Origin of the sequence: Peribacillus sp. FSL K6-1552 (assembly GCF_038005205.1) — a bacterium.
GTDB classification, from domain to species: domain Bacteria; phylum Bacillota; class Bacilli; order Bacillales; family DSM-1321; genus Peribacillus; species Peribacillus butanolivorans.
The window spans coordinates 1018804-1032152 of record NZ_JBBOST010000001.1 but is presented as its reverse complement, the minus strand read 5'-3'; the positions used below and the strand labels follow the sequence as shown (position 1 = coordinate 1032152).

Here is a 13349-nt window from a genome sequence, read left to right as displayed (position 1 = left end):
CAATTCATTCTCTGCTGTTAAAGATATAATTTTTCTGATCCCCTACATAAATTGACATTATTCTGAATTATGATATATTAATATAGTTACTTTAGCGCACGAAAGCGTTTAATCACAGAAGAATCCTTTGATTTTTATTAAAATAATATTTTATTAAAATAACGAAAGAAAGGCATGAATAACATGGAAAAGACTCATCATGATTTACAAAGGGGTTTATTGCCAAGACATGTCCAGTTTATTGCATTAGCAGGAATGATAGGAACAGGGATCTTTAAGGGGAGCTCAGATACATTAAATATGGCTGGTCCAAGTGTTGTGATAGCCTATTTAATAGGGGGCCTATTGTTATTTATTGTAATGGCAGCTTTAGGAGAGATGGCAACCGTTTTTCCCAATTTGAACGTACAACATCTAATAAATAAAGCTTTTGGGTTTCAACTATCCTTTATTGTAGGATGGCTCTATTGGTTTAACTGGATTATCGTGATCATTGTAGAAATAGTAGCAGCCGGAAGCTTTTTACAATACTGGTTTCCCTCTGTACCATTATGGCTACTAAGTATACTTTGCGCGTCAGTAGTAATAGGAATAAATTTGTTTCAAGTAAAATACTATGGAGAACTCGAGTTTTGGTTTGCAGGTATTAAAATAATAACTTTAATTGCTTTTATTATTTTAGGAGCCTTGATCCTACTAGGAGTTTTCCCTAGTTCTGCTTCATTTTCTAATTATACGGAACATGGTGGCTTTTTCCCCCAAGGAATTGGAGGCATGTTAAGTGCACTTTTAGTTGTAATGTTTTCATATGGGGGTGCTGAATTAATTGGTGTAGCTGTTACAGAAACAAAAGATAGTCAGCGAGTTATACCAAAAATTATTAAAGGAACAGTATGGCGGGTAATCCTTTTTTACGTCTTGCCAATTCTTATTATTTGCGGAGTAATACCTTGGAACCAAGTAAGTACTGAAGAGAGTCCTTTCGTTCAGGTTTTCAGCTTAACAGGACTTCCAGGAGCTGCTGATATTATGAATTTCGTTCTATTAACAGCTGTCTTATCTGCAGCAAATTCAGGTATATACGCTACATCAAGAACATTGTTTACTCTTTCTCAGAACGGAGAAGCTCCTAAGGTATTTATAAAAACAACCAAAAAGGGTATCCCACTTAATGGAATATTTTTAACTACATTATGTATATTGGTTGGTGTGTTTTTATCCTATTTGACTCCCGATCTGATATTAAGCTATCTTATGGCTATCCCTGGCTTTACCGTTTTATTATTATGGATCAGTATATGTTCTGCGCAATTGAAGCTCCGTAAAGAATACACTGACGAACCAGGTTTCCGAGTAAAATGGTACCCATATACAACTATATTTGCGATCATAGCTTTAAGCTTTATTTTTATTGCTTTTATCTTTAATAAACAAAATATTATTGGTACCACTGTATGTCTTGTAACTGTAGGAATATTTATCCTTCTCTCTTTTGTTATCAAACATAAAAAAGCAGCTAAAAAATAGATATACTTCTTTTGAATTACAATTAAGTCTGGGAATTTAATTCCCAGACTTTTTTAACATAAAGTACCTTATAAGAAATGAAGCCCTGAAATTTTTGATTTCAGGGCTTTTTTCTCCAATATTAAAGGCTTTCTGTACAATTGAGAAAGTTCTTTTGCGATAATCCAGACTGTATTATTCGAGCATTTTCATTTACCGGCATACGAAATTTAGCCCAGTAATGGGGGACAAGAGAAAAAACACCCCATGTATCGTATAAGTTATGAACATTAAATAGGAATTGTTTTTCTTCTAGGAAATTGTGTCCATTATACAGCCAAAGTGGAAAGTTGGATGGGGAAGAAAGTTTTGAATACTCGTACTTTAACATTATTCTTGTTTAAATTTACAACATACATATGTTAAAATAACCAATGAACCAATCATCCTACAAATTTGAGGTGTATATATTGACCATATCTAAAACAAATCGTTTATCACTTGTAGAACAAGTTGTTTCCCAAATTGAATCGTTAATCGAATCTGGCGAATGGAAGATTGGAAATCAGATTCCTCCTGAAATGGATTTGATAAAACAGTTCGATGTGAGTAGAAATACATTAAGAGAAGCTGTACGATCACTTGTTTATGCAGGTCTTTTAGTAACAAAACAAGGAAAGGGAACGTTCGTCAAGTCATCAAGTGCCCTGGGGGTTGCATTTCAAAGAAGGATCCAGCAGTCAGGTATATTAGAGACGTTAGAGGTTCGTCATGCACTTGAAAGAGAAGGAGCACAATTAGCTGCACTAAGACGTGACCAAGAAGATATAGAACAGATGAAAATTCATATTGAAGCATGTCGTAAGGCTGCTGAAGCAAAGGATAGAAAGGCTTACGAAGAAGCTGATATTCAGTTACATAAATCAATTATGGGTTCATCACATAATGATTTATTGATTGATTTGTACGAACATATGGAAGATTCTTTGCATGCTTCCATCCATCAGATAGCTGAGATGAGTTCAGATGCGAACTTTCATTTGAACATTCATTGTAACCTTGTAGATGCCATCATCGAACAAGATGTAAATCGGGCAATTGAAACAGTGAATGAATACATTGCACAATTCAAAAAATCTTTAGTTTAAGTACGGAGGACAAATTATGGGTATTCATCAAGCGGCAAATCAACTAGAACAAACAAAAATAGATCTTAAACCTAGAATTGGACTACTTATTATCGGGATCATTCTGATTGGGGCAAACCTAAGAGCTCCTTTAACATCTGTAGGACCTCTGGTCACTTCGATTCGGGATAATTTGGGAATATCCAATACACTATCAGGTTCATTAACAACATTACCTTTGCTTGCTTTTGCACTCTTATCTCCATTTGCACCTAAGTTAGCTCGACGTTTTGGAATGGAGCTTACCCTATTCATTTCCTTAATCTTATTAACGGTCGGGATTGGGATACGATCTATTGGCGGAGTGACGACATTGTTTTTAGGAACCATTTTAATTGGGTTAGCCATCGCTATTGGCAATGTATTGTTACCCAGTCTTATTAAACATAACTTTGCACGGAATATCGGTTTGATGACAGGGATTTATGCAGTTTCCATGAATTTATGTGGTGCAATAGGGTCCGGTATCAGTATTCCCATTTCCTCTTTATCAGGGTTAGGATGGGCTGGTGCCCTTGGATGTTGGGGAATTTTATCTCTTATTACCGTTTTCTTTTGGATGCCACAATTAAAAAAGCCATTCAAGTCCGATAAGGATGAACAAACGGCTCAAAAGGTAAAAAACATTAACTTATGGCGTTCAGGTCTAGCATGGCAGATCACTTTGTTCATGGGACTGCAATCGTTTATCTTTTATACAGTAATTACCTGGATGCCAGAAATTCTGGAGCAAAAAGGACTAAATGCTGATGAAGCTGGCTGGATGCTATCCATCATGCAACTTGCCGTCATTCCTATAACATTCATTGTGCCAATTTTAGCTGGACGCTTACAAAGTCAGCGTTTGTTAGTAGTCCCACCTGTTATTTTTCTTTTTGTAGGGATATTCGGTATTTTGTACGGAAGCACGCTGCTTATCCCAGTATGCATGATTTTGATTGGGGTTGGAGTCGGAACTATATTTAGTTTATCCATGATGTTCTTTAGTCTTCGTACACAAAGTACCCATGAGGCTACGGAACTATCCGGAATGGCTCAATCATTTGGTTATCTTTTAGCTGCTGTTGGACCAGTATTATTTGGAGGGCTACATGACATTACACACAGTTGGACGATTCCCTTATTAATGTTAATCGTAGTATCAGCTCTTATTTTCATTGTTGGAATGCGTGCAGGAAAAAACGAATATGTAACAACTCATTAATCGCTTTAATAAATGTTTCTGTGCACAAATATCGTGCTTTTTTAAGCGTCTAGAGGCAACCTTATTAAAACTTATCACACCTATGCTTCACCAAGGGATGATTATTGTTGGTTTACCGGGGAATATTCCTGAAAATACGCTTTATGGATCGTATTATGGTGTAGGGATTTCATGTCCAGTTGAAAGTGATGTGCTTATAACTGAACATGATAAAGAACTTGGGAAAGCGTTAGGACAACGTGTCGTTGAAGTAACGAAACGAATGATATAAGTATAGTAGATGTAAAAGTAGCCGTCGCTCCTGTTGAGCAACGGCTACTTTTATATGCAATTCCACTTTATGAATCGTAAATCATATCGCTGTGATGTTGCAATGACCCGCCAAACTTCTTACTTTTTCAAATTAGTAGGTCAGCTCATTTGAATCTGACTTCCATACTATTAAAAACCATACATGAAATCGAGGATATTCTTCCCTATACCTTTCTATTTCCTCTTAGTTCATACAAACTCTCCCTCTTTAGATTAGCTGTATCTTATCTCCCTCACCTGTATAAAAAACAAAAATTTAAAAAAAGACGTACTATGTGAACCGCACGTCTTTTACCTACTATTATATTGATTTAAATATCGCTATATATAATTGAAATAAACTATTTAGATCAACAGATTTCCTTTTTTATGCATACTTCTTACTTTCTTCGTCTTTAAAAAAGCTCTTCATCGCGTGGAAAACGTCAGCTTTTTGCTTAAGAATATAATACCGGAATTTTTCATTGTCGATATTCTTATAAGCTGTCATCAATGTCGAATGGCGATTGTATTGATTGACTTCCCCATAGCCAAACATATTGGAAACCTTCATGAGTTCTTCCACAAGCTTTACGCATCGAACGTTATCAGACGTGAGATTGTCACCATCGGAAAAATGAAATGGATAAATGTTAAACTTCACAGGGTCATATTTATGATCAATAAGTTCTAATGCTTTTCGATATACGGAAGAACAAATTGTACCGCCGCTTTCCCCTTTCGAAAAGAAATCTTCTTCCGGTACCACTTTCGCTTCTGTATGGTGGGCAATAAACTCGATTTCAACTGTTTCATATTTTGTCCGCAAGAATCGGTTCATCCAAAAGAAGAAGCTTCGGGCCATGTACTTTTCCCACAGACCCATACTTCCAGAGGTATCCATCATTGCCAATACGACTGCTTTGGAGTCCGGTTTTTGTATTTCATTCCACGTTTTGAATTTAAAATCTTCCTTATAAATCGGATGAAAACCTGGGTCGCCGCTTAAGGCATTTCGTTTGAAAGCGGATATCATGGTTTTCTTTTTATCAATATTCCCCATTAAGCCTGTCTTGCGAATATCGTTGAATTCAATATGCTCAAGCGTATGCTCCGCTTGTTCTTTTTTCTGAAGATTAGGCAGTTCTAACTGGCTGAACAGTGCTTCTTCTAGTTCCATCATTGACACTTCGGCTTCATAATAATCCTCGCCTGCCTTGTCACCTGCACCCTGCCCTTTGCCTCCTCCGGCATCGGATGGTGAGCCATCTCTTGCGACCACATCCCCTACTTTACTATCGCCATCGCCTTGACCTACATGTTTGTTTTTATCATAGTTATAACGAATTTTGTATTCATCCAAGGAGCGAATAGGGATCTTAATAACATCCCGTCCATTAGACATTACAATGCTTTCTTCTGAAATTAACTCAGGTAAATTATTCTTAATTGCTTCCTGCACCTTTTCCTGATGGCGTTGTTGATCATCATAGCCTTTTCGATGGAGGGACCAATTTTCCTGTGAAATCACATATTGTTGATTATTCTCTTCCGACATTCTCTTCCCCCCTTATAAATGTTTGCACGCTTTTCATCATTCCTTCATATAATAAGTTAGTGTGAGAAAGCCCACATCATTCCGGTTTTTCACATAAATAAAATACAGTCCGGAAACAACGGACTAAAAGAAAAGTATTACTCTATCTTATGCAGCGATAAAGGATAATTTACAAAAAAATTCGATAATGGACGATTGCCTATAATATTAGACAAGCATTGCATAATATATGAGATCTTGTACGATTTTTTCAAGGGTCAAACTTAAAAAATTTCTGTTTTTCACTAAACAACAAAAGGGTGCCCCAGTAACTTTCTGGACACCCTTATTACACAGATATATTTATTCTAGTTGAGGACTTTTTCAATCTTTTTCTTCCTCTATTTCATGTTGGACTGTACCTGGGCGTTTATCCCACTCTTTCAATTCTTCATTCGTCCTTTGATTTTCCATCTGCTTGCCAAGTTCTTTCATCTCCTCATAATCCTTAGCCATAGAGCTATTTTCAGGAACATGATCTCGTTTCAATTCTTCTTTACTCATTTTCCATCACCTCTACTTATTGATACCCAATATTTCCAAATCCAAAACGTTACATATGTATCGGAAAGATAGGGTATAGATAAGACATATGAACAAATCTCTTGGAGGTGAAAGGAGTATGCAAACAACCACACTCTATGTAAAGGAAGCAACGTCTGAAGGACCAATCATAAATCTAGAGTCCATTCTATTGTCTACGGACGGGGTAGAGCGTGCGATCATCGATGTTGATGACGGGGAAATCAAAATTGATTATAGTGAAGACAAACTTTCACCCGGACAACTTGTGACACTTATTGAACAGTATGGGTTGAATGTCACCAAATAAAGGAAACTAATTGATTGGCGATCATGTAAGGGCGATGACTAAGTCGTTGCTACACTTATACAACTTATACTGGCTTCTTACTTTGCGGCCGTTACTTCCTAGCTACCGTAAGAAATAAATTCTGATCATAAAAATAGCGAACTCTTCTACACCTGGAAGAGTTCGCTATTTTTTAATTATAACATTTTACAATTTCCTGCAGTTTCAGAGCAAGGCTGATGTTTCCATTTACCTTTAAGCCACCTGTTAAGAAGGCCATGGCAGTATTTAAATCATCCTTTAATAACTTTGATAAATTTCCCTCTGATAAATTCAATGTCACTTCTGGATCATGTGATGTACCTTTGACCACTTCAACTTGTCCATCTTTGATCAACAGTAGGAATCTTTTGTGTGAACGCAATCTTCTGAATCAGATGGGTGAAGGGTTTTCAAATAGGTGTAATCACTGAGTTGAATGAATTAGCTGGGAAATCAATGATAACCCAGAGCATATTCAAAACGAAAAAAATCGTGTGTATCAATTTAATGTTGAAGAAATTGGTCCCGTTCACTAAATCATGAATGACGATATTTTCATTTTAATTAAAACCCCCACCCTTTTAGAGGCGGGGGCAAAATTTATGATTTACCGATTTAACAAGCTTCCCACATAGCGCAGCAAATCATTGGCAGAAGTGGTATTATAACCATGCTCATCAACAAGTCTTGTGATGACTTCGTTCACTTTCTTCAGCTGTCTTTCGTCTGGTGTCTTCGTTGAAGTAGTGATTTTGACAACATCCTTCAGGTCGGCAAACAGCTTCTTCTGAATAGCTTCACGTAAACGGTCGTGTGAATTGTAATCGAATCGCTTCCCTTTACGTGCATAGGCAGAAATACGGATTAGAATTTCTTCGCGGAATGCTTTCTTTGCATTTTCAGAAATTCCGATTTGCTCTTCAATCGACCGCATCAATTTTTCATCTGGGTTAATTTCTTCCCCAGTCAATGGATCACGCAGCCTTGATTTATTGCAGTATGCTTCGACATTATCCAGGTAATTATCCATAAGTATTTTCGCCGACTCTTCATATGAATACACAAATGCCTTTTGCACTTCGTTTTTGGCAATAGAGTCGTATTCTTTACGTGCGAGTGAAATGAAATTTAAATATCGCTCTCGAAGCTCATTCGTAATCGACGGATGCTGGTCAAGACCAGCTTTTAATGACATCAGTACATCCAATGCGTTAATCGATGGATTTTCCTTTCTAATAATCGTTGAGGAAATTCGGTTAATCACATAACGCGGATCAATTCCACTCATACCTTCATCCTGATATTCTTTTTTCAATTCATTGATGTCTGCAGAATTAAAGCCTTCCACATTTTCTCCATCATACAGTCTCATTTTTTTCACTAAATCGATATCGCCTTTTTTAGGGTCCTTTAGACGTGTCATGATGCTGAAAATTGCCGCAACCCTTAATGTATGCGGTGCAATATGAACATCAGAAACATCACTTTCTTGAATCATTTTTTCATAAATCTTTTCTTCCTCGGTCACCTTCAGATTATATGGAATCGGCATGACGATGATTCTGGAATGCAGTGCTTCATTTTTCTTGTTGGAAATAAAAGCTTTATATTCCGTTTCATTCGTATGTGCCACGATAAGTTCATCGGCACTGATCAATGCAAACCGTCCCGCTTTAAAATTCCCTTCCTGAGTCAATGAAAGCAAATGCCATAAAAACTTTTCATCACATTTCAGCATCTCCTGGAACTCCATCATCCCACGGTTCGCTTTGTTCAGCTCACCATCAAAACGGTAGGCACGCGGATCCGATTCTGATCCATATTCGGCAATCGTCGAAAAATCGATGCTGCCTGTCAAATCAGCAATATCCTGTGACTTAGGATCAGATGGACTGAATGTTCCAATACCAACACGCTTATCCTCTGAAAGGAAAATACGCTCGACCATCACATCTTCAATTCTGCTTCCATACTCCTGTTCTAACCTCATAACATTCAGCGGCGATAGGTTACCTTCAATTCGAATGCCATATTCCTCATAAAAATCTTGCCGTAAGTACTGCGGGATGAGATGCAGTGGATCTTCATGCATCGGGCATCCCTTTATTGCATAAATTGCTCCAGTATCTTTTAACGAATAATTTTCAAGTCCCCGCTTCAGTAAAGAAACAAGCGTAGACTTCCCACCTGAGACTGGACCCATCAAAAGCAAGATCCGTTTACGTACATCCAATCGCTTAGCCGCCGGATGAAAATATTCCTCGATAAGTCTTTCCAGTGAATCCTCTAGACCAAACAACTGGCCGCTGAAAAAATTGTATTTCTTTGATCCATTTACTTCCTCTATCCCCGCATCTCTGATCATGTTGTATACACGTGAATGAGCAGATTGTGCAACCAATGGTGTTTCTTTCAAGATGTCTAAGTACTCTGCGAAGGTGCCTTCCCACTTCAGCTTCTGTTCATCTTCTCTAAATTTTTCGATTTTCTTTAAAATATCCATTTCAGGAACCTCCCCCTGTCACTTTCAGAGAATACTTAAATCTATGCGCCAAGTCTGACAAACATGTCAGACTTTAAAAAGAGGTTGTGCAATTGTCTCGGATACATCTACACTTTCTCTGTTTAAAAAAGGCTTTAATCTTGAACAATTAATAACAAATCACCCGACAAGAAAAATTGCGTGCACTCCTGCTAAAAATTAGGGTATACTAAGCCTATACTTAAGTGGGACAATATGGGTAAAGGGAGGTCACAACATGGGCACAGTTATTATCGTTGCAGTTACTATTGCATTTTTAGCCGCTATCTTCACTGCTGGGTATGACGATAAACCAGGTGTGAAATAAAGGGAATAAAAAATCCTTTCTTATAATTCCCAAAAAAGGGGACAGCAAATTAAATTTGCCGTCCCCTTTTTTGCTCCCCCTCATCAATACAAGCAAATAAAAGCACTTTCGAAATTCTACTATATATAAATGAGAATGGCAGTGACTACACATACTATTTGGCCAAAAAAAACAAAATTGAAAAAGCGATTTAATTTTTTAGCGAGCTTCGTTAATTTCAATTTTCCGTTTTTATACAGTTGGTATCATTAACGTATTGGCTCTGGCAAGAATAATTGTATTTGACTGTACAGGGTTAAACATGAGACCGCAAATAATCCACCCATCCACCGCTTCTTTAAGCCTTTTTCCAAATAATAAGCTGGATCACCTCGCAAGCCGTTTTTATCTTTTTTTTTTTATAAAATATAAAAAAACGCCTCCATTGATTCCTTACATATTGGAGTATGCCAACCAAGGAAGTGTTTTTCATATTTTATACAGCGTTCTTTTTTTTCGATTGAGATGCCATGTTGTTCTCCTCTATTGATCTCAAGTCATCGTTTACTTTCTGTCCTTGTTCCAAATATTCTGTTTGGAATCCACTCTTTATTGCCCAACTATAAAACACAAGAGATAAACATGTAATTAAAACCATATCCCAACCAAATGGAATTACGTTTAGTCCACCAAACTTTTCACTTCCTAAGTATGAAATGGTCATCATACATAGTAAGTAAACAACCATCCACAGCCCTGCTGAAAAGTTTTGACGGAACCCCTTCCATTTTATTTTTGCTTGATAATAGAAATAAACGGGAAGACCCATCATAATGATAAATAATACTTGTCCTGTCAGTGGCCACCTTGCCCAATATAGAACTAAAGAAGCAAAAACAAAGCCAAGTGGTGCAATAATACTTAATCCTTTTAGACGTAATGGTCTGTACAAGTTCTTACCTGTGCGTCTTAATGTCATAACAGTTACTGGACCTGTAATATAAGAGACTAAAGTCGCAACCGAAATAACCTCTGCTAGTACTCCCCAGCCTCTAAACATGAATAAAAATAAGAAAGATACACCTAGATTTAAAAACATAGCTTGACGCGGAATGCCATAGAGAGGATGTAGTTTCCCAAACACGCTTGGTAAATATTTGTTCTTTTCCATTCCATAAAGCATTCGTGACGTTGTCGCCGTATATGTTATACCTGTCCCAGAAGGAGAAATAAAAGCATCGGCGTATAGTAAAATAACTAACCAGTTTAGGCCTAAAACAATTGCTAGGTCAGCAAACGGTGAATTGAAATTTAAATGATGCCATCCGTTCACAATCATAGACGGATCAACGGCTCCAATAAACGCAATCTGTAATAAAACGTAGATAACTGTTGCAATTAAAATTGAACCGATTACTGCAATTGGGATCGAACGTCCAGGATTCTTTGCCTCACCAGCCATATTAATCGGACTTTGAAAACCGTTAAATGCGAAGATAATACCAGAAGTTGCTACAGCAGTAAGTACACTTGCCCAACCATTAGGTGCTATACTGCCTGCAGACGTAAAATTGGATCCATGAAAACCAGCAAATAAAAGTGCTCCAATCGTAAGTCCTGGTATAATAACTTTAAAGACAGTAATAAATGAGTTAGCTTTTGAAAACAAACTAACGGTCCAGTAATTTAATAAAAAGTAGACGATCAGTAATACAGAGGCAATTGCTAAGCCTCCCCCAGTAAGACTTCCATTTACTACTAAACCATGTGTCCACTCCGCCCATTTCCAAGGCCATGAGCTCATATATTGAACAGAAGCAATCGCTTCAACAGGAATTACAGAAACGATTGCAATCCAGTTTGCCCAAGCTGCAAGAAACCCTATAAACGAACCATGAGAGTACTGCGTATATTTTACCATTCCCCCAGCTTCAGGAAACATAGCCCCTAATTCACTGTAAGAAAGTGCGATAAATAAAATAACAACCATCCCGATAATCCAAGAGATAATGGCAGCTGGTCCAGCGATTTGTGCCGCTCTCCATGCTCCGAATAACCAACCTGAGCCAATAATTGACCCGAGTCCTACCATCGTTAACGAAAATGTTCCCATCTTTCTCTGCAAATTATTCATATGTTTATCACCCTGCTTTCCAAAATTCATTCCTTGATATTAACTTTTTAAAGTAACTGGATTAATGATTAGTGCTAGTGTACGTTCAATAAATAATCACAATGGAAATTCCTGTAATGTTACCTGACCCCACACTAGAAGCCATATTAATACAAAACGCTTGAAAACGGTGAAATCTCATTTTTGGAACTAGTTTTATCTTTCTTCAAAACACGAACCATTTCTTTTAACAATCGAAATTGTATAATTTTCGATTTAATATGAAATAAAGACCGAAAGAAACAAGCATAATAATTAATAAGTTTGACAAAAAAAACATTTGATACGTCAATTTACATCTTAAAGTAATTGTTACTTGTACATCACTTCTGGTTAAAGTTTAGTAGATTGATAGGGAGATCTTAAGCATGTCCCCTTTATTACCCTTTTATTATTAGCACCAGAACCCCTTTAACCATTCGCTTTTTAGAAAATACTTAGATCCCATTCTTGTGCCATTTGTTTCAATAACATACCACCTGTTACGCTATTCCCATATTCATCAATAGCTGGTCCATATATACCAATACCACATCCATCTTGAAAAGGCATTTCTCTTCTAGCACTTGGAGGAACAAGTGCCATAATCCCGCCAGATACTCCACTTTTAGCTGGCACCCCAACAAAAGCCGCAAATTTCCCCGAAGCATTGTACATTCCACAAGTTAGCATTAACGCTTTGGCTAGTTTAGCTACTTCTTTAGGAAGGACTTGTTCTTGACGAATAGGATGGTACCCATCTTGTGCGAGAATTAGTCCAATCAGGGCTATGTCTTCTGTTGTTACTACTATGGAACATTGCTTCAGGTAAACCTCTAAAGCTTCCTCTACATCCGATTCTAAATAATTCGTCTCTTTTAAATAGTGAGCTAGAGCTCTATTTCGATGAGAGGTAAGCCACTCAGATTGAAACACTTCCTCATTGATTGTCGGGCGTTTCCCTAACAAACTTTCGATTAATTCATAGAGAAATTCTAATTTTTTTTGTGAAGACTCGCCTGGGAGAAGCGAAGCTATAGTAATTGCTCCAGCATTTATCATAGGATTAAACGGTTTTCCTGGCTTATGCATTTCTAAACGAATGATTGAATTAAAAGCATCCCCAGTTGGTTCCACATCGACCCGATCTAACACATAAGAAATACCACGACCTAAGCATGCGGCTATAAAGCTGAGTACTTTTGATATACTTTGCAACGTGAAAGGGACTTCCCAATCCCCTGACGTTATCATTGTTCCACCTGGCTCTAGTATGCAAATACCTAATTGCGATAAGTGTGTTTTTCTCAATGCAGGTATATAATTGGCGGTTTGTCCTTTAGTAGCATAGGACCTGTAATGTGCTACCCATTCATCTAAGCAGACTTTCTTTTGACTACTAGCGTGAATGTTATACTCTTCCGCTAATTTTTCAACCATATTTCCCCACCTCATTAGTTGTTGTATCATTATATTTTCTATATGAGCGTTTTACCGAATGCCATTAAGCTTACTTGTAATAGATTCGATGAAAACATAATGAATATTCTAAATATTGTTAAGCGCTTTCATAAGTTTTTACCTACCTTTAACTTTAAAGTGGGAACTACATAATCATACGAAAACCTACAAAATCAAAAAAATAAAAATCTTCGAAAAACATAAGCGTGATTGTTTCACATGTTCTGTAACCATTTTTTGTGGATAGAAAAATCAGATTGTTTTTGCCAT

Annotated in this window: 10 protein-coding genes and 3 pseudogenes; 5 read left to right on the top strand and 8 right to left on the bottom strand. The window is 37.1% G+C overall.

Going from position 1 to position 13349, the window contains the following annotated elements; all coding sequences use genetic code 11:
* Positions 1-183: 183 nt before the first annotated feature.
* The 4 genes and pseudogenes from NST21_RS04960 to NST21_RS04945 form a co-directional block, all read left to right on the top strand.
* Positions 184-1527, top strand: coding sequence for an amino acid permease (locus tag NST21_RS04960; RefSeq protein ID WP_340892458.1), 1344 nt, complete (start codon positions 184-186; stop codon positions 1525-1527).
* Positions 1528-1976: 449 nt separating this feature from the next.
* Positions 1977-2654 carry a FadR/GntR family transcriptional regulator gene (locus NST21_RS04955; protein ID WP_340888040.1) on the top strand — a complete coding sequence of 226 codons (678 nt, stop codon included), beginning with the start codon at positions 1977-1979 and terminating at the stop codon, positions 2652-2654.
* Positions 2655-2670: 16 nt separating this feature from the next.
* Complete coding sequence (locus NST21_RS04950; protein ID WP_340888039.1) at positions 2671-3897, top strand: CynX/NimT family MFS transporter; 1227 nt, start codon at positions 2671-2673, stop codon at positions 3895-3897.
* Between the two features lie 49 nt (positions 3898-3946).
* Positions 3947-4168, top strand: a pseudogene (locus tag NST21_RS04945) (NAD(P)H-dependent oxidoreductase); the annotation flags it as partial.
* Between the two features lie 408 nt (positions 4169-4576).
* Here NST21_RS04945 and yhbH read toward each other — a convergent pair.
* Together yhbH and NST21_RS04935 are read right to left on the bottom strand one after the other, a co-directional pair.
* Complete coding sequence (gene yhbH / locus NST21_RS04940; protein ID WP_056530921.1) at positions 4577-5746, bottom strand: sporulation protein YhbH; 1170 nt, start codon at positions 5744-5746, stop codon at positions 4577-4579.
* A gap of 363 nt (positions 5747-6109) precedes the next feature.
* On the bottom strand, positions 6110-6289 hold the full coding sequence (locus tag NST21_RS04935) for a hypothetical protein (RefSeq protein ID WP_056530917.1): 180 nt from the start codon (positions 6287-6289) through the stop codon (positions 6110-6112).
* Positions 6290-6407: 118 nt separating this feature from the next.
* On the opposite strand from NST21_RS04935, the gene NST21_RS04930 reads away from it, so the two are divergent.
* A complete protein-coding gene (locus tag NST21_RS04930; RefSeq protein ID WP_053344681.1) occupies positions 6408-6617 on the top strand; it encodes a heavy-metal-associated domain-containing protein in 210 nt (69 codons plus the stop codon).
* Positions 6618-6789: 172 nt separating this feature from the next.
* On the opposite strand, the gene NST21_RS04925 is transcribed toward NST21_RS04930, so the two are convergent.
* From NST21_RS04925 to NST21_RS04900, 6 genes and pseudogenes are all read right to left on the bottom strand, one after another.
* Positions 6790-7020 carry an SCP2 sterol-binding domain-containing protein gene (locus tag NST21_RS04925; RefSeq protein WP_340888037.1) on the bottom strand — a complete coding sequence of 77 codons (231 nt, stop codon included), beginning with the start codon at positions 7018-7020 and terminating at the stop codon, positions 6790-6792.
* A gap of 225 nt (positions 7021-7245) precedes the next feature.
* Positions 7246-9141, bottom strand: coding sequence for a PrkA family serine protein kinase (locus NST21_RS04920; protein WP_328115086.1), 1896 nt, complete (start codon positions 9139-9141; stop codon positions 7246-7248).
* A 601-nt stretch (positions 9142-9742) separates the two neighbouring features.
* Positions 9743-9885: pseudogene (locus NST21_RS04915) on the bottom strand (alanine:cation symporter family protein); the annotation flags it as partial.
* Positions 9886-9962: 77 nt separating this feature from the next.
* Entirely contained in the window at positions 9963-11600 is a 1638-nt protein-coding gene (locus NST21_RS04910) for an APC family permease (protein WP_340888033.1), read from the bottom strand.
* A 94-nt stretch (positions 11601-11694) separates the two neighbouring features.
* Positions 11695-11919 (bottom strand): annotated as a pseudogene (locus NST21_RS04905) (alanine:cation symporter family protein); the annotation flags it as partial.
* Between the two features lie 146 nt (positions 11920-12065).
* Positions 12066-13058, bottom strand: a complete 993-nt coding sequence (locus tag NST21_RS04900) for a glutaminase (RefSeq protein ID WP_340888032.1) — start codon at positions 13056-13058, stop codon at positions 12066-12068.
* Between the last annotated feature and the right edge of the window lie 291 nt (positions 13059-13349).